This is a genomic window from uncultured Anaerobiospirillum sp., from assembly GCF_902485895.1.
In the GTDB taxonomy this organism is placed as follows: domain Bacteria; phylum Pseudomonadota; class Gammaproteobacteria; order Enterobacterales; family Succinivibrionaceae; genus Anaerobiospirillum; species Anaerobiospirillum succiniciproducens.
This window is the reverse complement of the sequence record NZ_CABTML010000028.1, coordinates 94329-120510: the sequence shown is the minus strand read 5'-3', so window position 1 is coordinate 120510 and position 26182 is coordinate 94329. Positions and strand designations below refer to the sequence as shown.

Annotated in this window: 14 protein-coding genes; 4 read left to right on the top strand and 10 right to left on the bottom strand. The window is 43.2% G+C overall.

The genetic code is table 11. The features are described 5' to 3' along the window. Window positions 1-366 precede the first annotated feature (366 nt). The 4 genes from RDO37_RS02890 to ycaO all read right to left on the bottom strand — a co-directional run bounded on the left by RDO37_RS02890 (window position 367) and on the right by ycaO (window position 5338). On the bottom strand, window positions 367-1317 hold the full coding sequence (locus RDO37_RS02890; RefSeq protein WP_027938912.1) for a ribose-phosphate pyrophosphokinase: 951 nt from the start codon (window positions 1315-1317) through the stop codon (window positions 367-369). A gap of 414 nt (window positions 1318-1731) precedes the next feature. Beyond that, complete coding sequence (gene ispE, locus RDO37_RS02885; protein WP_308498035.1) at window positions 1732-2583, bottom strand: 4-(cytidine 5'-diphospho)-2-C-methyl-D-erythritol kinase; 852 nt, start codon at window positions 2581-2583, stop codon at window positions 1732-1734. Between the two features lie 15 nt (window positions 2584-2598). Beyond that, window positions 2599-3228, bottom strand: a complete 630-nt coding sequence (gene lolB, locus RDO37_RS02880) for a lipoprotein insertase outer membrane protein LolB (RefSeq protein WP_273324624.1) — start codon at window positions 3226-3228, stop codon at window positions 2599-2601. A gap of 334 nt (window positions 3229-3562) precedes the next feature. Further along, the gene (ycaO, locus tag RDO37_RS02875) at window positions 3563-5338 is read right to left on the bottom strand and encodes a 30S ribosomal protein S12 methylthiotransferase accessory factor YcaO (protein WP_308498034.1); all 1776 of its coding nucleotides are present in this window, start codon (window positions 5336-5338) and stop codon (window positions 3563-3565) included. Window positions 5339-5990: 652 nt separating this feature from the next. Between ycaO and RDO37_RS02870 the strand changes: the two genes are divergently transcribed. The 4 genes from RDO37_RS02870 to RDO37_RS02855 all read left to right on the top strand — a co-directional run bounded on the left by RDO37_RS02870 (window position 5991) and on the right by RDO37_RS02855 (window position 11457). Continuing rightward, window positions 5991-7403, top strand: a complete 1413-nt coding sequence (locus tag RDO37_RS02870) for a hypothetical protein (RefSeq protein WP_308498033.1) — start codon at window positions 5991-5993, stop codon at window positions 7401-7403. Window positions 7404-7516: 113 nt separating this feature from the next. Continuing rightward, entirely contained in the window at window positions 7517-8659 is a 1143-nt protein-coding gene (gene asd, locus RDO37_RS02865) for an aspartate-semialdehyde dehydrogenase (protein ID WP_308498032.1), read from the top strand. A 240-nt stretch (window positions 8660-8899) separates the two neighbouring features. Beyond that, window positions 8900-10159 carry a hypothetical protein gene (locus RDO37_RS02860; protein WP_308498031.1) on the top strand — a complete coding sequence of 420 codons (1260 nt, stop codon included), beginning with the start codon at window positions 8900-8902 and terminating at the stop codon, window positions 10157-10159. 767 nt (window positions 10160-10926) lie between these two features. Continuing rightward, a complete protein-coding gene (locus RDO37_RS02855) occupies window positions 10927-11457 on the top strand; it encodes a VC2046/SO_2500 family protein (protein ID WP_308498030.1) in 531 nt (176 codons plus the stop codon). Between the two features lie 331 nt (window positions 11458-11788). On the opposite strand, the gene RDO37_RS02850 is transcribed toward RDO37_RS02855, so the two are convergent. The 6 genes from RDO37_RS02850 to RDO37_RS02825 form a co-directional block, all read right to left on the bottom strand. Beyond that, a complete protein-coding gene (locus tag RDO37_RS02850) occupies window positions 11789-15904 on the bottom strand; it encodes a S6 family peptidase (RefSeq protein WP_308498029.1) in 4116 nt (1371 codons plus the stop codon). A gap of 16 nt (window positions 15905-15920) precedes the next feature. Beyond that, the gene (locus RDO37_RS02845) at window positions 15921-16151 is read right to left on the bottom strand and encodes a hypothetical protein (protein ID WP_308498028.1); all 231 of its coding nucleotides are present in this window, start codon (window positions 16149-16151) and stop codon (window positions 15921-15923) included. 782 nt (window positions 16152-16933) lie between these two features. Further along, window positions 16934-21031, bottom strand: a complete 4098-nt coding sequence (locus tag RDO37_RS02840; protein WP_308498027.1) for a S6 family peptidase — start codon at window positions 21029-21031, stop codon at window positions 16934-16936. A gap of 856 nt (window positions 21032-21887) precedes the next feature. Next, entirely contained in the window at window positions 21888-22532 is a 645-nt protein-coding gene (locus tag RDO37_RS02835; RefSeq protein ID WP_027938903.1) for a Smr/MutS family protein, read from the bottom strand. Between the two features lie 65 nt (window positions 22533-22597). Continuing rightward, window positions 22598-23743 (bottom strand): cobalamin biosynthesis protein, encoded by a 1146-nt coding sequence (locus RDO37_RS02830; RefSeq protein WP_308498026.1) that lies wholly within the window; start codon window positions 23741-23743, stop codon window positions 22598-22600. Between the two features lie 262 nt (window positions 23744-24005). Next, window positions 24006-24713, bottom strand: a complete 708-nt coding sequence (locus RDO37_RS02825; RefSeq protein ID WP_027938902.1) for a 5'-methylthioadenosine/adenosylhomocysteine nucleosidase — start codon at window positions 24711-24713, stop codon at window positions 24006-24008. Between the last annotated feature and the right edge of the window lie 1469 nt (window positions 24714-26182).

Here is a 26182-nt window from a genome sequence, read left to right as displayed (position 1 = left end):
CTCTAAAGCATCAAGCTCAATCTTATTTTCTTTGGCTACATAACTCTTTGACTGGGACATGGGGACTCCTAATTTCCTACTTCTAGAAAATTATATCAAATTCATCTCCTCAAGTTGCGTCTGTAGCATGTAAAAACTACTTTTTAACCTGCCAACAGCAGTTTGCAATTGGTACCTGTATAAGGCAGTTCATAATTTTAATCTACTAGGCAGGTAGTAATTTAAGCTTGCTAAGTCAATTGCTAATTTATAGCTGCAGATAGCGATTGGTAATTTTCTATTACCCAAACGAAAACAGGAGCATGCCCGTTAGAGCATGCTCCTGTTTTTAAAGCTTAAAGCTTTAATCTCTGTGCAAAAGTACGATTAAACGGTACCGAACATTGCAGAGATGGACTCCTCGTTGCTGATACGACGGATTGCCTCAGCAAGCATTGGAGATAAGGTTAAGTAACGAATCTTAGAGATTGCGCGAGTTGCATCGGTAGCTGGGATAGAGTCAGAAACTACTAACTCATCTAATGATGAACCGGCTATGTTCTCAAGAGCCTTACCTGATAATACTGGGTGGGTAGCGTAAGCCATTACGTGCAGAGCACCACGAGCCTTCAGAGCATCAGCACACTTGCATAAGGTGCCGCCAGTGTCGATGATGTCGTCAACGATGATACAGTCACGATCCTTAACGTCACCGATGAGGTGCATAACCTCAGATACGTTAGGCTGTGGACGACGCTTATCGATAATAGCAATGTCAGCGTTGTTTAAGAGCTTAGCAATAGCACGAGCACGTACCACGCCGCCCATATCTGGAGAAACAACTACTGGGTTGGTGAGATTCTGCTCAAGCATGTCGCTTACGAAGATCTCAGAGCTAAAGCAGTTGTCTACAGGAACGTCGAAGAAGCCCTGGATCTGCTCAGCGTGAAGATCAACGGTCAGAACGCGGTCTACACCAACAGAAGATAAGAAGTCAGCAACTACCTTAGCGGTAATTGGTACACGAGCAGAACGTAAACGACGATCCTGACGTGCATAGCCGAAGTATGGAACAACAGCGGTAATACGGCCTGCTGAAGCACGACGCATAGCATCGATCATGACAATCAGTTCCATTAAGTTGTCATTGGTCGGTGCACAGGTCGACTGAATAATGAAGATATCGCAGCCGCGAACATTTTCATTAATCTGAACCTGGACTTCACCGTCGCTGAAACGACCGACGGTTGCATTTCCTAAACGGGTGTAAAGTCGAGCGGCAATCTTTTTTGCTAGTTCCGGAGTAGCGTTACCAGCAAATAACTTCATATCAGCCATACAAGAGTCCTGAGAATAATTTAGAACATTGAAGCAAATTACTTTGCCTCTTTGAGTCGGCGCTATCTTACCACTAAAACAGCAAACTTTACGCAAAGAAATTTAAATCACTGACGCCTAAACAAGCCAAGTTTTCTCAAATTGAGTTTAAGATGCTGTTAAAACCATATGTGACAGCGATAACAAAACTTCATGATACAAATTAACTTGTATTACGAGATAGTTGAGACTAAAACCAAATGAGTAACTTACGCTTAGTTACTATGCTAAAGCTAGCCGCCCATGGATAGGAGTGTAACTAAGCTCTTTAGGATTGTCCGTGATCTTTTATATAGGCTAAGTGCGTTAAGCTTTTAGCTCTGATCTTGTAATGACCACGTACAGAAGTGATAAGGTTAAACGATCTGTTTGCTATTACTTAGCAGATGCAAGTGCTGTGATGACGTGTGAGACGTTTACTGAGCGGGCGATAAAGGCATCGTATTCAAAGTCAGCTTTGAAGTCTGATAATGCCTCTTGAGCCTGCTGCTCACTGTCAAATGAGACGAAGCAAGAAGCTCCAGTTCCTGACATCGCAGCAACTCCATATTTTACCAATCTGTCTAAAGTGTGTCCAATTTCACAGTAATTTTTTCTGACAATTGGTATGAGGTCATTGCCAAATTCAGTTGCCATAAGCTCGTCAAAACTGCGTACAGGCGAGTAATGCTGTTTAAGTTCTTCGTTAGTGAAGATCTCTTTGGTTGAGATATGGCAGCGTGGTGTGATGACTAAATAGTATTTTTCGGGAACCGTTACTGCGTTGAGCACCTCACCACGACCTTCAACAAAGGCACTGTGGCCAGCAACAAAGAATGGCACATCTGATCCTAGCTGAGCACCAATATCACAGAGCTTGTCATTGTCAAAGCCAAGATTAGCTAAGTGATTGAGGACTAATAAGGTAGTAGCAGCATTTGAAGATCCGCCTCCAAGTCCACCGCCCATCGGTAAACGCTTGTCTACATCAACAGTAGCACTAAAGTTCTTGCCGCTGATAGTGGTGAGCTTTTTCCAGGCTTTATAAATGAGATTATCCTCAACTGCAAAGCCCATGTCGTTTAGTAGCTTAAACTCACCTTTGCCATCGTCCTTAACATCAAAGCGCATGGTATCGCCATGATCTAAGATACAAAACAGAGATTGGAGATCGTGAAAACCGTCAGCACGCTTTGCAGTTACATATAAAAACAGATTGAGCTTGCACGGAGAGAGTACTTGAAACATACACACCTCTGGATCTTAACGATACTCAATCTTTTGCACATTGCGTGGAGTGATCATCATGTGCAGATTGTTACCAATTACTTCAATTTCACTTGGTAAGGCCACCTTCTCTACAGTCATGTAATTGCGGTAGTTGATGATAAAGCCGGGTACCTGTGACTGCATTAAAATGCCTTCAGGGGTAAATTGGCTGTACTCGTTAGGCGCAATGCCGATAAGGAGGCTGTGAAATTCCTTAAGTGGCAGATTAAGCTCAGTAGCTGTGGCAAATAACGTCTCAGCATCAGGAGAGCTAATAGTACGTCCAGCTGCAGTTAACATGGCGCTTGATGGAGTAACTTTTAATAAGGCTAGCTCATTGCCCAAGGTAGAGCTTAAGCGCAAGGTGTAGTTAGAAGAGTCCTGACCTGAGTATTGGAAGGTGGCGGAGAACTTTTGTGCTGGAGATGAGAACTTAACTCGGCCAGATAAGCTTATGTCTTTGATGTTCTTAAGCTTAGTTTGCATATCCTGCCAGAAAGAAGCATCTGTAATCATGGCACCACTTTCAACGCTCTGACAAGCGCTTAATACTATAGGTGCTGCGCCGATAATTGCGGCTGTAGCTAGGCTCTTAAAGGTGCGCTTAAGTTTTCTGACGGACATTAATCCCTCCTGTATGCATCAAACATCAATATGCAGATTATAGATGAGTAGCCTTAGCCTAGCATGAGAGATTACGTCGTAAGATGAAAAAAAGACACTATAGAGCTAGTGCATAGTAGAGATAAACAAGAGTTAGCGCACAAGGACTAGATGATGAGGGGAATATGGGCATGCCCTAAATCTAGGATAGGGCATGCATAAGCTACTTTGCCATGCAATAAGCTTACTGCTAGCGCCACTTAGATACGCTCTAAGCTTACTGTTAGCGCCGCCTAGAGGCGCTCTACGCTTGGGCAGTACACAGCTTAGACATGTACATGGACTAAAAGCTCGATTAGTTGCTAGTGGCGTTGTCGCTAAGTGCAATCTTGGCGTTCTTAACGATCTCGTAGACCTCAATCATGGCACGGTGCTGCTCAAAGCCTGACATCTGAAGATCAGATGCCTTAAGACCATTAAAGCGCTTTTCGTGCTTGATGTGGGCGCGAACGTTCTCATAGACATCCTTGCCATAGATAAGAGCAAAGGCATTGTCGTAATCGGCCTCTTTGAGATCCTTTTGAGTTAAGCAAGTAAGGACTTTAATTAGGCACTGATAGAAGCGTAAACGCTTGAGATCAAAGACGTTGCGGTTGAACAGTACAGTCCACTTAGCAAAGTCTAAAGCCTGCTCGTAATCTTCAGCCTCAAGAGCAATTAAGCACTTAAGCTCACCAAAGCGCAAGGTCTCCCATGGGCTGCCCTTATCAGGCAGGATACCTAAGGTCTTGGCTACAGGGGCATCGTCATCAATACCTTCATTTTCTAACTCATCTAAGTAGTCTGAGTAAGTATCAGCATCCTCGTTAGACTCTGGCAGAGATAAGATTGCCTCTTGGAAGATGATGTTGGCATTGGTATTGGTGTAGATAAGATCGTCAAATGGATAGATCTCAGACATGCCTGGGACAATGATGCGATAAACTGGAATGCCTAAGTTTTGATAAGTACGTACATAAATATCAAAACCGAGCTTATCAATAATGTAGCGCAGAGCCTTGTACTGATCGTGAGAGCTGCCATTAAAGTCCCAAGCAACAAAGCGGTACATTGGCTGCTTGTTAAACATCTTCATTGGCAGCAGGCCAGTAGAGTCAACAAAGTGGCTCTCGATGTTAACAACAGAAGCGGTCTCTTCGAGATCAAAGCTTGGCTCATCAAAGCCATCTAAGTCACTAAAGGTGCGTCCTTGCATCAGCTCAGTTAAGGTACGATCTAAAGCGACTTCAAAGATTGGGTGAGAACCAAAGGATGCTACGCAGGTGCCATTAGACTGATTGAACAGTACTACACACACTACAGGGTACTTGCCGCCTAAAGATGCGTCATAACAGATAACTTTGATCTCATCGCTTTGCAGCGCCTTTAAGGTGGCGTGTGACTTAGGGTACTTTTCTAAGACCTTCTCAGGAACCTCAGGCAAAGTTAAACCTTCGCGAATGATCTTGCCCTTTACATAGCGCTCTAAGATCTCAGATAAACCTTGTACTAAAGCCTCATACTCAGTGTTACCTGCTGACATGCCATTAGATGCGTAGAGGTTATCTAAGAGGTTTACTGGGAAGTAAACGATCTCACCATTACGTGCATTAGTAAATGGAATAGAGCAGACACCACGCTCAAAAGAGCAGCTTTGTATATCAACAAGGTTCTCTAAAGTAAGCTCACCTTGATTGCCATAGAGCTCACGCAGCTTGACGTTGAGGATGTCATTAGAAATTGGAGTGCCATCTTCATCCTCATTAAGCTCAGTCCACTTCTCATCAGGGAAGTGAACAAACTTATCCTCAGCGTTGTCACCGCCTAAGAAGAAGTCTGCAAAGCTCATATGAGTAGCAAGACGCTCAAAGATCTCACCGTAAGCAGAGCATAAGGCTGCGTCCTTGCTTGAACCTTTGCCATTGGAGTAAATGGCTGGACACTTAGCTAAAGAAAGGTGAACTGACCACAGGTCAGGCAGTGGGTTTAACCAGGTGTCTTCAATCATTTCAAGCTTGAGCTGAGCTGCAATTTGCTTAAAACGACTGAGAGAATCTTCTAAAGATGCATCTTTGCCTGCAATTGTTGTCATAAGAACCCTGAAGAGAATGAAACGATAAGGCACCTTACCTAAGTGACTGACTAAACAGAACTAACAGTGTTATGTGTAGGTGCAAATAAAGAAATCTTTGAATAAGTAAGCGCAGTTGTCGATAGCTTTAGCAATGAGGCTTTATGAAACCAGAGAAGATAGGTAGCTAACTATTTGCCAATGCCAAAAACATTTTTCAATGAAAAAGTTTGTAAGACCAAGGGGCAGCAAAAACAGTTAATACCAAAGCGTAGATAGTAACAACTTGTCTAGAAATCTACTTGTGTTTAGGTGCCAAGAGAGCAGATAAATAAGCCCAAAATACCTTGTCAAAGACATGCTAAAACTAGCTTTTGCCTTACTCAAAACGACCTAAGATCATAGCATATTAGCCCTGTATTTTTGTTAAAAACAGCAAACAAATGCTGTTTTGCCATCAGCTATAAGTTTTATTTGGTAGCTATCTAACTAAGCCTTGATATCAACACCTCCATGCAAATGCCTAATTAAACATACTTTTTTGTGAGCAAAACGATGCTCTTTTGCATAAAGGTGCTGCATCAGTACTTCCTAAGCTAGTTCTATGTATATCTTTGGTACAATGGCTTGCCGTTATAAATTATTTTCCATCAGAAAGTATCAGGGGTTTCAGATGAGTCATACCGATAAAAGCGTGACAGACAATGAGATCAAGCAAAATGATGACGCTATTAGCACTAGCGATGTGGCTCAAGCTGAGGGTCAAGATGCAGTTGCTGCTAAGGTAGCTACAAGTGCTAGCACCACTGACTCAGTTGCATCTGTAAATGAGAGCGCCCAAGAGCAGTCTGAAAAGAATACCGATACTCTCGAGTCATCAGCTTCTACTGATGAGAAAGCGGCAGATACTTTAGCATCTGATGATTCAGCAGCTGAAGATCAAGTCGCTGCAGATACAGCCGAGGCTACTTCACAAGATGAGGTCGTAGCCGAGGATGCTTCAGAAGATAAGGATGTTGCATCAGATAAGGATGTAGCAGCAGAGGATCTAGCCATAGAAGACAAGGCATCTGATGCAAGTGCTGTTAATGAAACTGAAAGTGAGGCTGCTACCTCGGCATCAGCTTCTGCATCTGCATCGGCTGCAGTATCAGCCTCTAGCGTAGCATCAGCAAAAGATGGCTCTCATGAGGCAAGCGGCGTGAAGTATAAAGGAGAGGATGTCCCTAAGTTTAAGATGGGTGATGACGTCTCTGCTTATACTGGTAGACCACGTATTACTGAGGAGGAGAATAGAGCTTTAGCTGGAGGCAATCGCTTCTTCCATAAGGCTTTAGATACTGCCGCCCGTGCTCGTGGTGAATCCTATGAGCCATTTAGACTGCCTCCACATATGAGAGCAGCCCTAGCTAATATTGATGCTGAATCTGCGCAAGAGCGTATGGAAGAGAAAAAGCGTCAAGCTGAAGCTGAGGGTAAAGTTCTCACTGATGAAGAAATTAAAGAGAAAGAGGGCGCTATTGAGTCTTTCCATAAGCTTTCTTCTGAGGAGTTTGAAGAGCTGCAGAAGCTAAGAAGCGAAAAGGAAAGTATCAGTGCTGGTGGTGCTCGCTTCTATGGCAAATATCAGGCACTCATCGAAAAGCAGCAAGAGCGTCGTGCCATTGCTCAGGCTAAGGTAATGCGTAACGTTAAGATCATCGGCGTAGTCGCATTAGGTTTAGTAGGCTACATGGCTTATAGCGAGTTCTTTGTTGACCGTAAGGCTGAAACCATCGAAAGCTTAAAGGCTGCATTGCCTTTAACTATTGATCAGCATACTTCTATGGTTCGAATCGATGATCGAACTGAAGATTTTAAGATCTACTTTGAAAAAGATCCTGCAGCTTATGCAGGTTTAGATGAGCACCAAAAAGAGGCAGCGCTGGATCAAGTTCAGAAAAATGCACCTGGCTTGTGCAAAAATCCATTGCTGCACAGTATTATCTCATCAGGACGCAAAGTAACTGTATTATTAGAGGCCACTGACAGAAGTTTCTTCCGCCAATACAGCATTGATAAGTGTCCAACTTCTAACCCACAGTAGTTAAAGTTTAGCTACGCTTAAGTGTTACACCACTTGCTAAACTAATCTAGTTAACTGCGAGCTTTAAAGGACGCTGACATTACTGAGGCGGTCTATTTTGAGGTTCACATTTCATGTTAAAGCTAGGTTTAGTTGGTTGGCGTGGTATGGTTGGCTCTGTTCTCATGGATAGAATGAGAGCTGAGGGCGATTTTAATCTTTTCGATAACTACTTCTTCACCACTTCACAGGCAGGTCTTGCAGCACCTGCTTGTGTCAACTTAAAGTCTGATGTTCTTTTAGATGCCTACAGCATTGAGGCTTTAAAAGAGATGGACATCGTCTTAACCTGCCAGGGTGGTGATTACACCAACAAGGTATATTCAGAGCTCATGAAGGCTGGCTTTAAGGGCTATTGGGTAGATGCAGCTTCTGCCTTAAGAATGGCAGATGACGCAGTAATCATTCTTGACCCAGTAAACAAAGGTCTAATTGATCGTGCCTTAAATGACGGTATTAAGACATTCGTTGGTGGTAACTGCACCGTAAGCTTAATGCTCATGGCTATGGCAGGTCTGTTTAAAGCAGATCTCATTGAGTGGGTTTCTTCATCTACTTATCAGGCCGCATCTGGTGCGGGCGCTAAGAACATGCGTGAGCTTTTAGTTCAGATGGGCCAGCTGCACGATTCTGTAAAGGCCGAGCTTGCTGATCCAGCTGCCAATATTCTGGATATTGAGAAGAAAGTTCGTGCCACTATGAACTCAGAGTCTTTTGAGACTCAGTGCTTCGGCGCTCCTTTAGCTGGTTCCGTACTGCCATGGATTGATAAGCAGCTTGATAATGGTCAGTCTAAAGAAGAGTGGAAGGGCATGTCTGAGACCAATAAGATCTTAGGTCTTCCACCTGCAACTATTCCTGTTGATGGTAACTGCGTACGTATTTCATCCATGCGTTGCCACAGCCAGTCTTTGACTATCAAACTCAAAAAGACCGCCTCTGTCAGCGAGATTGAGTCTTTAATTGCCGCTCACAACAGCTGGGTAAAGGTTGTTCCAAACGAAAAAGAGATTACCTTAAAGGAGCTCACCCCTGCATACGTATCAGGTACCTTAACTGTACCAATCGGTCGTATCCGCAAGATGATGATGGGCGATAACTACTTATCTGCATTCACCGTAGGCGATCAGCTCTTATGGGGTGCAGCAGAGCCTCTGCGTCGTATGCTGCGTCTTATCGTTGATGCAACTGAGTGCAGTGGTTTTTGCGTTAAGTAATCGCCTATATACAAGGTAATTAGCACCTTACGCTTCAAAAAGATTTCAGCACTTAATCTAAAGGGGTTGTCTAGGAATAGACAGCCCTTTTTTACGCTCTTTGTAATCACAATAACGTAAAGGAGCGTATTGAATATTTAGTAAAAGCTACTAAAAGATAGAAATCTAAACCTTAGCTAAGGTTTAGTTTGTATACTATCGTCATGCTACCAAAACTTATGCTTGCTAAAGGAACTTACCATGTCTAGTAGCTTACGCAATTTATCCGTCTTATCTGCATTAGGCTGCAGTGCTGCCATACTTTTAAGTGCATGTGGCGCTGACAATATCTCTGTTGTTAGGGATGGATACTTAGACTTTGATGCTAAGAGGAGTATTGGTGAGGCTTTCTCAATGTGTGCTTATACCAAAGAGGGTAGTTGGCATGAGCGTACTTTAAACGGTATTGATGTGCCAGCAGTGGTATATACCGCGACTGTGCCTAATGAACTGGTCGTATCTTGGGTGATACCTGAAGCATCAGATGACAAGAAGCAAGCAGTTGTTAAACAGCTCAACAAAAGTGGCTTTACTCTTCAAACTGAGTTTGCCTTTAACGTCTTTAAGAATAACAGTTTTGATCTGACATACGCTCAGCTCAAGTTTAACGGCCAAGTGATCGCTGCAGATAAGCCAAATCAAGATTTGCTCATTCAAAAGGTCTTCAACAATGAAGACATTACCTCTATGCAAGTACATAGCAAGGCAGCAGATGCTTTCCACTATGCTATGGCTAAAGCGCTGATCAATGAGGATGTACGTTTAGCTAATGTGGTTGGCCCAAACTCACGCACCTTTAGCTCCACATTAACCTTGAACGAGCAGCAAGTGCAAAATGCTTTTGCTCCTTTAGTCTTAAGCGAGATCACTAAGCTTAGTGGTGATGATAAAGAGTTAAAACTCACTTTAAAGATGACAAGTAATGTCTTTAATATTAATGACATGGCTTTAAATGAGTACGGTAAGACTTTGTATGAAGATAATTTCGGCATCTTTGGTGGCACTAAGCTCAAGTCTAGCGATGAGATCACCACCCTCATCAGTGAGTATGACTATATGCCGCTGCTCAAGAGAGATATGACACTTACCAACGCGCCATCACCTAACGATAAGTCATCATTAGTTGCACTAAGTGATCTTGAGCTTGGCGATCTGATATTTACTGATGAGCATGAAAATGAAGTGCGTGTAGATTTATCTGGTGATCAAGCTTCATTAATCGTAAGCCCTGATGTATCAGGTCAAAGAGCTCTGCTTGAGTACTTAGATAAACAACAAGAGTTAATTGGATACACTTCTGTAGCTTACCCGATCATAGTGGGTGCATCATACATCAGTCAGCTTACTGGCATTGATTCACAAGAAAGTAAGGCCAAGAATCTCATTGAGCTACGTAATAAGCTCATGAAAGAAGACGGCTCACAGGCTCCAGAAGCGTTAAAGCAGTCCTCTCAGATCTAGACAAACAGTTGACTGAGCAATGTCTAGCTAGCAAGAGTAGGATTAAGCCATAAGTCACATTGAAGCAAGCCCAAGTGCATTTTATGCCTTGGGCTTTGCTGCTCTTATAGCTAGGCTAAAACCACTTGCCTTGAGCGGGCGATGACGCACATGCCAAGCCCAGATCCAAGTAAGAGGGAGGACGAACATGCCAAGCCCATCCCCAAGTAAGATGTAGATGAGCAAACCAAGCCCAGCCCCAAGTAAGATGGTAGCTTGGTAATCACCTGTGATCTTAGTGATGAGGCTAAGAAACATTACATTGAACATAAGAACTATAAAATAGCAGTGGTGATCTTGATGCAGCAGGGAAAAAAACGGTGATCTTTGAGACGGTGCTGGTTTATAAATTGGCTTATTTATCATGTTTGTGTGGTAAGGCTGCGTGATCTTTTGAGGCTGTATAGATGCACCTTTATGCTAATGGCAAAGCCGTGATCTTTGATCTTTGGTAAAGCTTAGAAAAAATGTTTGCTAAATTTTTTGCCAAAATTTGCCGCCATAAAGCCCATGTATATGGCAAATTGTGACCGAAACCGGAAACTTTTGTCACGGTGGTACTAAATATCTAAAAATGTATCCGTTAGAATAGTTAGGAAGACTCGTGTCTTCTTAGCAAACTAGAGCTTAGGACTTTAGTTAAAGCAACTACAGCTGCTAGCAACTCAGATACGTGCTGCAACACTGTGAGTGTGCTTAACAGCTTTATACTTAAAAGGGCTAAGACCATGATTTCAAAAGAACTACGTGACGTCTACCTTGTAGACGAACTGCAGCTAGGTCAAAGACTCAATGAGTCGCTGCACGAGGGTGATCAGACTGACTTTAACCTCATGTTAGCTATGTTATCCCCTGATGTAACCGATGCTGCTTGGACTCGTGGCCCAGATGAGGGTCAGGCTCCTGAAGATTTAAGAGCAAAGTTCTGTCTATTACCTGAGGTACGTAAGTATGCTCAGAGCGATGACTTCGAGCGCGGACAAGAGTTTGCCGACATTATTCATGGTCATGAAGATGCCGAGATTGGTCGTTCACAGGTTTTCTTAGCTGAATGCTTAAGACAAGAGCCTCTCGTACCATTCAAGCGCGACTTAGCACCTGAGGTATATGCTGAATTAGCACCTTTAAAGAGAGAGAAGGTTAGAAAGCAGTTTGCAGGTGAAATTCTGCAGTATGAAACCTTCCAAGGCTCAGGTCAGAACATGGATGTTCTTGCTGAAATTAAGCACTCCAAGGTTCTTATCGACTCTAAGGTCTAATCTAATTCTAGACAAATAGCCCTGTGTCTAAAGTAGTGGGTTGATGCCCACCAAATAAAAAAAGAGTACTGATCGTTCATGATCCGTACTCTTTTTTCGTTTTAGGCCGCCTAAATATCTCCACAGCGCCTGATATCGCACCGACTGCCATTAAATGAATGTAATGGCTGTACTTGTGCAAGGTCAAGGCAAACGAGCTAGGCCTAGCACTCAAATACAAGAGCACTAGGTTTAGTGGCGCAATACAAGATTGCAAGGCCTAGCGCTGCGAGGCAAGCCTAGAGAATCTAGGCTTGCTGTGGCTGTGGTTTGTGGGCCTTAGGCTTGTTGTTTAGAAGATCCAGCGGACACGGGTGCTTGCGTTAATGCCCTTGGAGCCGTTAGTGCTGGCGGTGGCACCTAAGCCTAAATCAAGCAGGATATCCTCACTGACACGCTTGGTGATCATGGCATTAGCTGCAAAGCGTACATCGTCCTTCTCGTTGATGCCGTAAGTGATGTAGCCATCGGAGTTCTTAAGGTTAATACCGATGCTGTCAGCTGAGCTGTAGATGTTCTTCTTAGCAGTAAATTGTAAGAGGTAACCCATATCCTCATTAAAGCCTTCAATCTCAAGACCAGCACCGAAGTCAACGGTGGTGTCATTGAGGCTGTCGCGCTTAAAGTACTGAGACTCGCTATTTGAGGTGTGGCTCCAACCAAAGTCAGCTAATAACATTGGCTTAATGCTCAGGTTGCCAGTTCTAAAGTGATACTTAAAGTAGTTGGAGCTCATTAAGATCCAGCTATCCTCGTCAAACTTTTGCTCACCGATGAAGATATCAGGAGTGAAGGTACGATCATTCTTTAAGTAACCTGCAGTCAGATAAGACTGGAACTCAAAGCCTTCCTTTTGCTCGAAAGACAGATAGCCAGTAGCGCTGTACATGAGGCCTTCATCTTTAGAGCCCACATCTTCCTTATTGAGGCTAGTTACGCTACCAGCAATACCTAAAACTAAGCGCTGTTTGTCAAAGCTAAAGAGGTGGTCATAACCTAAGTTAGAGCTCAATACGTTCTCTTTGAAGGTACCGTTCTTCTCAAGACCGCCGCTGAAATCCACATAGATGGACTGGTTAGCCATTTGGGCATCAGAGATCTTGGACATCTCCATGAAATCACCGACACCAGCTACTGGCGCATACTGAGCCACGCTCTTGTAAGCTGCACGACGTAAGGAGGCTAAACGAGAGTCGACCACATTACGAATAGGCTTAACGTAGCTGTCTGGATTGATGGTCTTAGCAGTTTGATCGAAGATCTTTTCAGTACGATCTGCAATCTTGTTTAAGGCCTCAACACCTGCATCCACATCAGCCATGGATAAAGCATCAATTACGGCAGCCTCTTGGAACTTGTCCTCAGACTTATCATTGTTCTGTACGATAGCGTTAATGATAGCCTTTTGAGTGTCTGATTTAGCCTCTTGCATGTACTGATAGCCAACTGGGCTGTAGAAAGTATCATCATCTAAGAGACGATCATCCTGCATCGCAGCAAAGCCATAGCCCATGCTTCTAAAGCCGGCATTAGACTTTTTCACATAGCGGTTATCAGTCAGAGTAAATACGACCTTATTGCCCTCAATCTTGCTGTTTGCACCCACGGCCTCACCCTTAAGAGTGAAGGCAATGTCATGGCTTGAGCGCTCATCTTTAAGCTCGTTGGCCTGAATTAAAGTATGCTGCTTGTTGAGGCTTAAGTTAGCAATCGACAGGAAGTCGTTAGAAAACTCTGCAGTAACCTTGGAGTTTTGCTTTAATGTAAGGTTGTTAACACTCAGTCCCACCCACTCATGAGCACCTGGCAGTGGCTTATTTGGGTTAACGTCGCTCATGTGGAGCAGCTTATTAACGGTGATGTTGGCGCTCTCAGCTTTCTGCATGCCTGCAACATTGAGAGTATCGATGTTGATCATGCCGTTGTCGCTAGACTCTAAATTGCCATCATGCAAGTTCCACTGATCAACAAAGACATTAGCATTTCTATTAGCTGCTAAAGTGCCTTGTACAGACAGTCCAGGCAGTCTAACTGTGGCGTTAGTTACGTCCACGTTCTGCATGGTAAGGGTAGCTTTTTCATCTTTTTCAATGACCACTTCATTTTTAGCTTGGCTGATAAAGACATTGCCAAGTTCTAATGAGGAAGTGTCCTTAACATGGATACCCTTGTCGAGGATACGAGTAAGGCTGTTCTTATCCACGGCTGTAAACTTAGAGCCATGTGATAGATCAAAGCTTGCGGCCATCATCTTCATGTGAGAGGTGATGGTGGAGTTGTCAGCCTTGATATCACCCTCAAAATAGATGCTTTCATCTAAGATGGATTCACCTTCTTTGAGGTCTTGTCTAAAGTCAAAGCCAGTTACGTTGTCGCCAGCGTAGTTGTCACGGAAAGTCTTGATGTTGCCACCAAATTGAATCTTAGAGTCTTTAGCATCAATATTGGTAAAGAGATTAGTGTTGCGACCCACAGCTAAAGCAGCACCATCAAGCTTTAAGTTATCGAACATGAAGGTGCGTTGCTTCCAATCAGGCTGACTAAAGTCATTGCGCTGATTGTTGCTCATGTAGTGAGAGTTGTGCTTGTTATTAGCCTCGTTCTCTTTGTTCTTGATGTCGCTTACATAGTCTTTAGCACAAGGGATTTGGAATTGGCCTAGATTGCACTTCGCCTCACCAAAAGTTGCATGAGTAACAGGCAGACCTTGCATGGTGATCTTGGCATTCTTAACTGAGATATCGCCCTTGATCATCACGTCGCCATCTAAGATGAGGTTGCGCTTATTGTGCAAGGTCTCATCGTCGACCTTATCGTTAAACTCATGCTTAACGTTGAGGTTGCCGTTAAAGTTGCCGTGATAGGCGTAAGGTGCCTTTAGGTTAAAGTTAATGTCAGCGCGAGTGCTCTCATTGGTGTTGGTGATAGTCGCACCGTCATCTGCTGCAGCGATCTGCTCAAAAGTTAAGCTATGGCCATTAACGTCTAAGGTACCGCCATGACGCGCAAAGTAGATACCGTTGCGGCCGTTATCAGTATTTAAAGCCTTGTCATGATCGAGCTTTACAGTGGCGTAGCCATTGGTCATGTGAATGTTGTTAAAGCTCTTTTCAGCCTTAAGCACCACAGTACCATCGCCAACCTTGAGGTTGTTGCCCTGAGTGACGTTAACATTCATGGTGCCTTGGCCAATCTTATGGAGATTGTCACCCTCAACACCCTTCACGTTCCACTCTAAGGTTGATCCCTTGCCAATGTCGATACCAGCGCCCTTGTAAGAGAAGCTCTCGCCTTTGACTACATAATTGTTGTCCTTATCAAAGATAAGGCCGCCAATACCTAAATGCAGGTCTTTAGTGAGGTTAATGGTACCGCCACCAGTAAAGGAGAGATCTTTGCGATCTTCAAACTGACCAGCGATCCCTCCAATGGTGTACTTGTGGATATCGTTACTATCAAAAGTCAGCTCGCCCTTGTTAAGCGCAATAGAATGAGTATGTTTTTGCTTAAGCTCATCAACGGCTTTTTGATTCCACTTAGCATAGATGAACCAAGTAGCTTGGCTATTGCCAGCAATGCCATGCAGAGCACCAGCTGATACCCACTGTTGGTTTTGATTGTCCCAAATCATGACACCTGAGCCACTATCACCGGTGGTGGTGATATTGCTAAGGGAGGTCATGTTTTCAAAATTAATCCACTCTGAGCCTTTGCCTAAGCCCTTAAGAGTGTAGAAAGAGGCACCTAAAAGTTCTGGACGGTATGAGATGTCCTTATAGTCTACTCTACCGTTCTTATCTTGGATTGACAGCATGCCAGCACCAGCACGGTAGGCAATAACTTGCTTTTTGCCATCAATCATGACGCCATAGCGGTCGACGAAATCCTCATAGCTTAAGGAAGTGTCTATTCCACCAACGCCACGAGTTTCAACCACGAACTTATCTAAGCGTACAGCAGAAAAGTCAGCGCTCTTAATGCCGTAGTCGACTGAGACTTCACCTGCTTGTGCAGTGTAGGTAGTGTTGCCCCATGATGGATTTAGTACAGAGTGATGCCATGGGCCGAATTTCTTATTGTGGGTAGCTGTAACCATGTAGGCACCACCAATTGAGGTGACTGAACCTTGGTTAGAGACAACACCCATATCAGGGTAAGGTACATTAGGCAGCTTTAGAACAGTGCCGTCTTTACGCTTGATCTCAAGACCGGTAGCGCCACGCTCAAACATGCCTTTGTTTTGCGCCATATCTAAGTAGTCGCGCATCCAGTGATTTTGGATGTTGACCTGCAGCGCATTAGCGTCATTAACGGTGGCAACTAATAAAGTAGGAAGAATTAAGAGCCATGGTTTAAAAGGTAGTTCTGGCTTAATACGGACGTATTGTGTCTTAGGAGCGGTCTTCATATTCAATCGGGCCTTATTACTGATCCCGCGCCTCTTTAGCTGACGCGAGAGCAAACTCTGAAAACTCAATACCAAACAGCAGTAAGGTGATCACCTGCATATACTCAGCAGCTAGAACTAAAGCAAGCCCAAACGTACTAAGAACAACAACAAGAACAAGAGTCTTAATCACTTTTGAATCTGCTGAAGGCGTGGCGGCACTGATTAACTCATAAGCGATTAAGTGCAAGCATTGCACTTCACTCATGCAGTAAGCTCTGAAGTTGCCTAAGTGGTAAAGCAAGCTGCTTTATTCCCATATAGGCATATGTGTCTTACGAGGGAGTGTCTATCAGGTACCTTGCAAAGATTCAAAGCTGTCGTTTTTGACAGCAAAAAAACGGATAAACCCAAGCGGAGTACGGATAACCACACGAGGAGTACGGATAACCTCCATGAGGAGTACGGATAACCTCCATGAGGATAACGGATAAAACCACGAGGGTTAGGCATGGCTAAAATAATGGCTTATATGCCGTATGAAAGGCTTAAAAAAAGCGCATTCAAACTTTACACATTAAAAGTGATACAAAATTGCAATAAAAGCCGTATTAGTGCCATTTGCCAAACTCTTTTGAGTGTAACAAAGACCTAGATATACACAGAATAGACTACATAACATTTGTCTAAAAATGATTGCATTAATGCTATATTTTATATCTAGTTTACATACAAACGGCTTAATAACGTCTGTACAAAAGCCAAATTTTGGGAGTGGATATAGAACTTATATGTAGCCTTCAAATGTCAGTATGCGATGAGCAATGTAAGTGGTGTGATCAACTTGATAAGTTTGATGATTTGCTAGATAAGTGAGGCGATCAGTTTGAAAGGCGTTGAGAGCAGGAGGGGCTTTGAGGTGTTTAACAAAGGGGCGCAAAAATAAAGATTTGCAAAAATAAAGAGGTGCTGCCAAGACACAGCCTTAGCTGTGGCTAGCAACACCTCAATTAGCAATAAATAGTTTCTTTAGGATGTTATGGTATAGCGTTAGAAGAGCCAACGGATACGGCTGTTGGCGTTGAGGCCGTAAGCACCGTTAGTGTTGGCTGTAGCACCGATACCAAAGTCCATCATAATATCGGTACTAATACGCTTGGAAATCATGGCGTTGGCAGAGAATCGAATGTCGTTACGTTCTGATAAGCCATAAGAGATAAAGCCATCTGAGTTCTTGAGGTTAATTCCAACACTATCTTCTGAAGAGTAGATGTTCTTCTTGGCAGTAAATTGGAAGAGATAACCCATATCCTCATTAAAGCCTTCAATCTCAAGACCAGCACCAAAGTCTACCGTAGTCTCAGCAAAGCCCTCACGCTTGAAGTAAGTTGATTCACTGTCAGAAGTCTTATTCCAGCCCACATCAGCAAGAAGCATAGGCTTAATGCTTAAGTTGCCAGTTCTAAAGTGGTACTTAAAGTAGTTGGAGCTCATTAGTACCCAGCTCTTCTCATCAAACTTCTGTTCGCCTAATGAGATCTCTGGTATGAAAGTACGATCGTTCATCAGGTAGCCAGCGGTCAGATAGCTTTGCAACTCAAAGCCTTCTTTTTGTTCAAAAGAAAGATAACCACTTAGTGAGTACATCAGACCTTCATCCTTTGAACCCACATCTTTCTTGTTAACCTGAGTTACAGTACCAGCAGCACCGAGGACTAGACGATCATTGCCAAGCTTCAATACGTGGTCATAACCTACGTTTGAGCTAAGTACGTTCTCCTCATAAGAGCCATTCTTCTCAATACCGCCACTCATGTCCATATAGACGCTATTATTAGCAATCTTGTGATCTGAGATCTTGGCACCATCAAAGCTGTCTCCTAAAGCAGCTACAGGAGCGTATTGAGCTACACCTTTATAAGCACCACGACGCAGTGAAGCTAAACGTGAGTCAACTACATTGCGAATCGGACGGGTTAAGGTATCTTGGTTAATGTTCTTAGCTGTCTTATCAAAGGATGTTTCAGTACGGCTAACAATGTTGTTTAACGCTTCAACACCGGCCTCAACATCAGTCATGGATAAGGCATCTTTAATTGCTGCTTCTTGGTACTTATTTGGTGAAGATGCATTGTGCTCAAGAATAGAGGTAATTACCTCAACAGCATTTTCTGACTTGTTCTGTTCTAAGAACTCATAGCCAACTGGGCTGTAGAAAAAGTCGTTGAGCAGTTTGTCATCTTCAGGTTTACCAAAGCCTGGACCACCATTGCCGTGGTCTGGATCGAAGTAGCTATCCTTAAGGGTAAAGCTGATCTTGTTGCCATCTATTTTGCTAATGGCATTAACAGCCTTACCTTGAAGGGTAAAGTCGATCTTTGACTTTAAACGGTCATCAGTAAGTTTGTTGGTCTGAATTAAAGTATGTTCCTTATCTAAGCTTAAGTTAGCTAATGACAGGAAGTCATTGGAAAACTCAGCTGAGATCTGAGAATCGCGACCAAAGGTAAGCTCATTGACGTTAAGACCAACCCACCCGCTGTCATTTGAGTTGAGAGAGTTAGGGTTAACATCCTTCATCACCATGCGATCTTTAACATAGATATTGGCGCTGCCAACGTCTTGTTTACCGAGCACTTCTAAGGACTTGATGTTAATGACACCATTGTCATGAGAGGCTAGGTTGTTATTAGTTAAAGTCCAGTTTTTTACATTGATGGAAGCATCTTTGTAAGCATTAAGACTTCCTTTAACCGCGCCATCAGGTAAGGTTAAAGAGGCCTCAGTGACGATAACATCTTCAATTGAGAGAGTGGCGTTATCATCTTTTTCGATGACGATATCTCTTTTAGTCTTCTCAACAAAGATGTCGCCTAAGATTAACTTGGAGCTGTCCTTTACCTTAATGCCAGCATCTAAAATGCGGGTAACGCTATCCTTGTCTTTAGCCTCAAATACTGAGTTATCGCTAAGATCAAAGGATGCTGCCATGGTTTTAGCATAGGAGGTGATCTTAGAGTCTCTAGCAGTGATTGCACCTTCGTAGTAGATGCTCTCATTGTCTATAGACTTACCCTCAATGAGGTTTTGTCTAAAGTCAAAGCCGGTAACATTGTCACCTGCGTGATTGTCACGGAAAGTGGCTACATCACCACCAAATTGAATGGTGGAACTGACCGCATTGATGTCAGTTAACAAGGTGGTATTACGGCCAACGCCTAAGGCTGCATTGTCTAAGTTTAAGTTCTTAAACTTAAAAGTACGCTGCTTCCAGTCAGGCTGATCAAAAGAGTTGATCTGATTGTTGCTCTTATAATGACTGCCGTATTTATTATTATCTGCCTGCTCTTTATCCTTAATATTTTGGACATAGTCTCTTTGACATGGGAATATTGCAGGATTACCGCATTTAGCCACACCAAAGTATGAATGGGTAACAGGCAGACCCTGCATAGTGAGCTTGGCATTTTGAACAGAGAGATCGCCATCAATATCGACATTGCCATCTAAGATCAGATGACGTTCTTTATGCTTAATCTCATCGCTAACTTCATCAGCAAACTTATGATTTACATTTAGCTTGCCCTTGAATTGTCCATGATAGGCATATGACCATTTAGGAAGCTTAAAGTTGATGTTTGCAATTTGATTGGCAGTATTAGTGACAATTGCGCCTTCATCTGATGCCGCAATACGCTCAAAAGTTTGAGAAAAACCATTGATATCTAAGGTACCGCCATGACGGGCAAAGAAAATACCGTTGCGGCCATCGCCGGTATTTAAGGCGTTTTGTGTGTCGAGCTTAACAGTGGCGTAACCATTGGCCATGTAGATATTGTTAAAGCTCTTATCAGCTTTAAGAATGACCTTGCCATCGCCAACCTTTAAGTTGCCACCTTGAGTGACGTTGACCTCTAAAGTGCCTTCGCCAATCTTGTGGAGGTTTTCGTTAGCAACACCTGTAACGTTCCACTGTAAGGTACTGCCTTTACCAATATCAATGCCGGCACCCTTGTATGAAAAGGCATCGCCGTTAACAATATAGTCATTGTTGCTATCGAAGATCAGACCACCAATGCCTAAATGCAGATTCTGCTTTAAGTTGATGGTGCCACCGCCAGTAAATGATAGATCTTTCTTGTCCCCAAAGGTCTCTGCAGCGGCTTGACCAATGGAGTACTTACGCATCTCGGTATCATCGAAGGTAAGTGTTTGGTTTGCAAGAGCAATCTTATGAGTGTGCTTAGCTTTTAATTCATCTACGACTTTTTGATTCCACTTGCCATATCTAAAGAAAGTGACTTGGCTATTGCCTAAGATACCGAAAAGTACACCAGCAATTACCCATTTTTGCTTTTGATTATCCCAAATAAGGACACCAGAGCCGCTATCGCCAGTGGTAGTGGTATTAGATAGTGACTTAAAGTTCTGGAAATCAATCCATTCAGAGCCGCGACCTTGCCCTCTCAAAGTTAAGAAAGAACCACCGAGGAGCTCAGGCTTATATGAGACATCACGATAGTCGGTCTTGCCATTCTTATCTTGCAAAGAGAACATGCCAGAGCCGGCACGATAAGCAATTACTTGCTTCTTGCCCTCATACATCACACCATAGCGCTCGACAAACTCTGCATCAGTAAGATTTGTCTCAATGCCTTCAACGCCACGTGTTTCCACAACAAACTTGTCTAAGCGAATAGCAGAAAAGTCACCTCTGCCGCTTTGGTGGTCTACATGGATGTCTGACTGAGCGTAATAGGTAGTTTTGCCCCAGTCTGGTTTGCCAACAGACACATGCCAAGGGCCATATTTTTTGTTATGTGTGGCAGTAACGGAGTAGGCTCCGCCAATAGAGGTTGATGAGCCTTGATTGGCAACAACACCCATATCAGGGAATGGTACATCTGGCAGCTTAAGGATGGTGCCATCCTTACGCATGATCTCAATACCAGTAGCGCCGCGCTCAAAAACACCTTTATTTTGTGCAAGGTCTAGGTAGTCACGTACCCAGTGATTACGTATGTCTAGTTGCAGCGCATTGGCATCATGCACTGTAGCTACCAGCAAGGTAGGCAGAATAACAGCCCATGGCTTAAAAGGGATCTCTGGCTTAATACGGACGGACTTTGACTTTGTTGGAATCTTCACAGGACAAGCCTTAATAAATCTAGCTCTAATGCCTACTTAGGAAAGGCATTAGTACAACTCTCTCTTCTTTGCAAAAACAGCAAACCTAGAAAAAAGGCTATAAGTCGCATCCTAGCAGAGAGTGTCTGCTCGCAAGACAATAGAAGGCACGACTGAGTAGTGACGCTTTAGTATAAAAAGTGCATACAAGCCAACAACTATGAGGTTGCTGTGAAATGGTACGCGGAGAGTACCAATTATCTAGATACACACTTAAGCTTACGGTGCGAGATTCTTGGTTAAGAATTGTTTTAAGGCCATCGATTTCTTGATTTACATTCATATCTAAAATATATGACAGTCGGTATATTTATGATTGACAGTCAAAATATATAAAACAGTATGTATGTTATGTTGTATCAAGCACGGTTTTGTCTTTGTCGTATCAAAAAAGGCCTGTATATCTGTTTTATTTGCAGTAAATGGTGGGTGTCTTAAGAATCACTAGCAACTGACGTGATCTAAGTCAGTTTTTGCCCATATCTAAAAATGCACAAAGTATTTATCAGTATTGTCTAGGTACAACGATTTAAGTGATGTTTTCATCGTCAAAGATGAGTGCGCCGATATTATTAAGACAATACGTAAATGGATAAAAAGATGGGCTTACTATGACGTGCAAAAGCTATGGCAGAAGCATCAATACCTTTGATTAGCAGAGGTTAGGGCAGACGCATCGATACCGTTGATGCGCAAAGGTTAGGGCAGAAGCATCAATACTGTTGATGCGCAAAGGCTAGGCAGGAAGATTAATACCTTAGATGCCCACAGGCATCTAAGGGGATAGTCTCATTTATATAGAGGCTCTAGGCGTTAGCTAGCGAGTTCTTAGTGCGTGTAACTCGCGGTTGTCATCTGACTCTTTATCGCCTTTCTTTAAGATCACCATAACAGCACCAGTACCACCTTTCCATTCAGGAGCAGAGTGGTAGGCTAAGACTTCAGGCATTTGTCTAAGCCAGTGAGCGACGTAGCTCTTTAAGGTTGCTTTACGCTTTAAATGCTCTCGTTCACCCTTACCATGAATGATCAGAACACAGCGGAATCCTTCTTTGCGAGCGTGCATGATAAAGCGACGGGTAAACTCGTAGGCCTCTTCAGTAGTCTTGCCATGCAAGTCGATAAAGTCAGCCTCACGGTATTCTCCGTTTTTAAGCTTTTTAAGAAGGAAAGGTTGGGCTCCATTACTTCTGTATGCAAGTACCTCGGTAGGCGCAACCATTGGCACATGGGTAGAGGAGAAATAGTCGATGCTCTCCTCTTTAGTGTCACGTACAGCCGCCTCCTTTTTGATTCTGGACTCTTCTTTGTCCATGCTTGGAGCGCGTACTTCGATCTTGTCTTGTTCAATCCTAGTGACTTTGCCTAACTGTTCAGCAAGATCGATATTGTCGATATTTTGAATGACTTCCTCTTTAAGCAGATCCTCAAAGGAAAAGTCGTTATTTTCTGAATTTGCCATGAATAGTATCCAGCTGAAGTTATAGGAATTAAGCTATGAACAATCGTCTTGATTTGGTATCTATCTTAGATATTAAGGTCGATGATAACGCTTAATACTAAGAGAATCAGACCGCACATTCTAATCTTTCGCATAGAGTAAAGTATAGACTGACGATCTGGATTAAGTTCACCTCCAACTTTTGGTAGGCGCAAGATTTCACCTTGGTAATAGCGAGGGCCTCCCAAAGTGAGATTTAAAGCACCGCCTACAGCGCCAAGTACCATACCTGATACAGGTGCAGGGTATCTGGAAAATCCATCAAAGCCGCATACTACATGTCTAATTGGGTTTTTAGAAAATACTAAGACGAACATGAGCACTATGGCAGGAATAAACAGTAAAGTCTGGTGCACAATAAAGAGTGGTTTGCCAAAGCGATAGTTGCCTTGTAACTTATAGTTAAAGCTGCGGGACATGATATTTACTGTCTGCATCAAGGTAGCGCCCTCAATGCCAGCGATGAAATACCAGACCATTACTGCAAACCAGCCGCTAAAGATGCGCAGAATGGCACTCTCGCTACAAGCTTTAGCAATGCCCATTTCAGATAAAGGCTGAGTCTCTCTGAGCACAATATCCGACAGTAGGTCTTTAGCTTTATCTTTAAAGCCCTCATGAAGCGCACGATACACTACGACTGAGCGATCTTGAACAAACTTAAGATCAAGAACTAAGAACATCACAACTAAAGATATGATGTAGTCAAAGTCAGAGATGATGTCCAGGGTAAATACCAAGAACATGACTACAAACAAAATCAGCGTAGGCAGAATAAATCCTGCAAAAGCTCTTTGTGATGTGGAGATGCCTGGGCGGTTAACCTTACGTGCAAGTCCAGTGAAGATAGGGGCTAGACCCTCAAGCTTTAAGCTCTTAGGAATAGGTATGAGCATCTGCAGCACTACGGCTACAGCTAAGACTAAGGCAGGCTCTTGAATTAAGATCCATGGATCAAATTGTCCTTGATTAAAGAGTTGTTCCCAAGCGATCTCTGTAGAGGTGCTAGATTGTACGGTGCTCGGTTGAGTTTGATAGCTACCAAGAAGATCAGCCTTGCCTGATCCCATGAGATCAACTGATACTTCATCAACTTTGCTAGAGCCTAGATTAAGAGCTGCTGATACATCCTCAGCATCAAGCGGTAAGGTGAGATTGATCGATGGATTCATATTCTAAAAGACCAAATTATGCATAAGCTCTTCGCTATGGGCACTAATGGTCTTTCCTCATTGTTAGCTTTACCTTAGATGTACAGCAAAGCTCAAGCGCATCAAAACAGCTTATGATCTTATGTATAGAGCGATAAGCTGTTGAGCTTTCGCTCATCAATCAAGATCTTAAATCACGGGCTAAAAGCGCCATGTTAAAGCCATATACCGTGTGAGCTTGAGCCTTTAGTAGTTATAAAAGCTTGCTAAGAGCCAGCTTTGATTACATGGCCTTGATTAAAGCTAAGAGCAGCTTAGCACTGTTATCAGCAGCAAGCTGTACGAACTCATCAAAGACCTTTGGACTATCGCCATCAGCAGTGTCAGATACAGAACGGATGACTAAGAAAGGAACCTTAAAGTCGCTGCAAACATGAGCAACTGCAGCACCTTCCATCTCAGTAACCATAGCCTCTGGGAAGTCTTCGCGCATAGCAACACACAGTGGCTTATTGGCAATGAACTGATCGCCAGTTAATACGTCACCAGTGCATACATTTGGCTCAAATCCCTCATCAGACTTGAGCTTAGCTGCAACAGCCTCAGCCTTAGCGATCAGAGCATGATCAGCATTGAAGTACTGCTCATATGATGGCACCTGACCACGCTTGTAGCCGAAGATCTTAAGATCAAAGTCATGGTAGGCAAGCTTATTGGAGATCACGATATCGCCAATCTTAAGGCCTGGACCAATACCACCGGCGCAACCTGAGTTAATGATAGCGTCGCACTTAAAGTGCAATGCTAAGGTTAAAGCAGCCTCTGCAGCACAGACAGTACCGATACCTGACTTAACTAAGACAACTTCATGTCCGCTGTATGAACCACTGATGTAATCACGGTTGCCGATATTTACGACGCTCTGATTCTCAATAGCTGCTTTTAAGAGGGTAACCTCTTCTTCCATAGGACCAATAATACCGATACGCATACGTGTTTCCTGATTAAGTGGCAGTCTAGCTAGCCAGATACCAAAGACAAACAGATAACTGACTAAGATCTTATTGTAGATGGTGTCAGTTGATAATTTAGCCTTAATAGCTTAGCTGTTATTGTATGTTCTAAACGGTACAACATAAAGCCCCGTAGTATAAACAGTAGCCAAAACACCACGACTATATGTAGTTCTGTTGGTAGCAAAATGCCTTGGCTATATGTATCTGCGTCAGTGGCTAAATGCTTTGGCTATACGAAGTTGAACCGCTTGGCAAAATTCCAGGGCATTATGCTTGATAGCAGTGGCCATAATCGCATCAAGAACGCCGCATCTGTTCTCTTGCTTTGTCGTGAGTTGTAGTGGCGATCTTGGCTATAAGTATTAAGTTGCTATTAAGAGTGGTGATCTTGCCAGACTTTTCTTAGGCTAGCCTTGAGAGCACGAGGGAAAAGGGGCAGCTGCTCTGCAGTTTTAGGCATTGAGATCGTGAGTGGTTGTGCGGGCGATAGAGGCTATGAGTTTCTTAGGCTCTGACATGGCCGGACATCTAAAGAGAACTCTTGTGAGGAAGTGTTGAAATTGTGTGCAAGATCGGTGCGCTACTTACGCCGCAATGGCTTTGATTGTTCTCTAGTTGATAATTTTTTGCATCTTTGTGGTGGGAGGATATACAGTTCATGTGCTCGTGCACATTTAAAGACTTTGTGGCCAATAGCGGTGCGATTATGTTTCAGATCTGAGTGTATTTTTACATGATGTGCTAAAGGCCATTGTAGCGCTTGGATGTGATAGCTATCAAGTTTTTGCATGCCTTAGAAAAGATCAAAATGTAGCTTCTCAGGTTAAAAAAGGAGCCTTTTTCCCTTATTTCAGTGATGATGATCGCAAGCTGAAATGATGAATTTGACAAAAGCGCTCATAGCTCCAACAAAATTGCTAAAAAATCCCAAAGAGTAGCCAATTTTTCTTGGATCCAAGAAAGCTACATGATTCTTTGAGTATTCTCACAAAAGGAGTGTGCTGCAATAGCTTATTTAGTATTGATGTTGCACAATCAGCATATAAGTTTCTTACATCTGCTAATAACAACTGTAGTTTTCATTACTCAAAAGCCTGTCAGATGCACTAGAAGATTACGCTAGTGGAGCTCTTACGACTTTTTGGTCAATTGGAACACAACTGACAAGCGCCATCATATGCGCTGTGTCTTTAGCACTTAGATAAGATCCCATAAAGATACGAAAAGCACCGCCCAAAACGGTTATATAAAAAAGCCCATCTGATCTTAAGATCTTAAAATAAAGGGCAGATAGCGAGTGCAAGATCAAGGTGATCTTATCTATAAAAGAAGTTTTATAAGCATGGCAGCGTAAAGTTTTAACTTACCGCTTGCTTTATGCTTAACTTAAGACAGGCATGATGGCAGAACAAACACGCTGTACTGACAGCAACGCAAGGTAACA

What these genes read in the sequence shown, in the direction of transcription:
- RDO37_RS02890 (WP_027938912.1), bottom strand. Translation starts at nt 1,317, where the DNA reads ATGGCTGATATGAAGTTATTTGCTGGTAACGCTACTCCGGAACTAGCA.
- ispE (WP_308498035.1), bottom strand. Translation starts at nt 2,583, where the DNA reads ATGTTTCAAGTACTCTCTCCGTGCAAGCTCAATCTGTTTTTATATGTA.
- lolB (WP_273324624.1), bottom strand. Translation starts at nt 3,228, where the DNA reads ATGTCCGTCAGAAAACTTAAGCGCACCTTTAAGAGCCTAGCTACAGCC.
- ycaO (WP_308498034.1), bottom strand. Translation starts at nt 5,338, where the DNA reads ATGACAACAATTGCAGGCAAAGATGCATCTTTAGAAGATTCTCTCAGT.
- RDO37_RS02870 (WP_308498033.1), top strand. Translation starts at nt 5,991, where the DNA reads ATGAGTCATACCGATAAAAGCGTGACAGACAATGAGATCAAGCAAAAT.
- asd (WP_308498032.1), top strand. Translation starts at nt 7,517, where the DNA reads ATGTTAAAGCTAGGTTTAGTTGGTTGGCGTGGTATGGTTGGCTCTGTT.
- RDO37_RS02860 (WP_308498031.1), top strand. Translation starts at nt 8,900, where the DNA reads ATGTCTAGTAGCTTACGCAATTTATCCGTCTTATCTGCATTAGGCTGC.
- RDO37_RS02855 (WP_308498030.1), top strand. Translation starts at nt 10,927, where the DNA reads ATGATTTCAAAAGAACTACGTGACGTCTACCTTGTAGACGAACTGCAG.
- RDO37_RS02850 (WP_308498029.1), bottom strand. Translation starts at nt 15,904, where the DNA reads ATGAAGACCGCTCCTAAGACACAATACGTCCGTATTAAGCCAGAACTA.
- RDO37_RS02845 (WP_308498028.1), bottom strand. Translation starts at nt 16,151, where the DNA reads ATGAGTGAAGTGCAATGCTTGCACTTAATCGCTTATGAGTTAATCAGT.
- RDO37_RS02835 (WP_027938903.1), bottom strand. Translation starts at nt 22,532, where the DNA reads ATGGCAAATTCAGAAAATAACGACTTTTCCTTTGAGGATCTGCTTAAA.
- RDO37_RS02830 (WP_308498026.1), bottom strand. Translation starts at nt 23,743, where the DNA reads ATGAATCCATCGATCAATCTCACCTTACCGCTTGATGCTGAGGATGTA.
- RDO37_RS02825 (WP_027938902.1), bottom strand. Translation starts at nt 24,713, where the DNA reads ATGCGTATCGGTATTATTGGTCCTATGGAAGAAGAGGTTACCCTCTTA.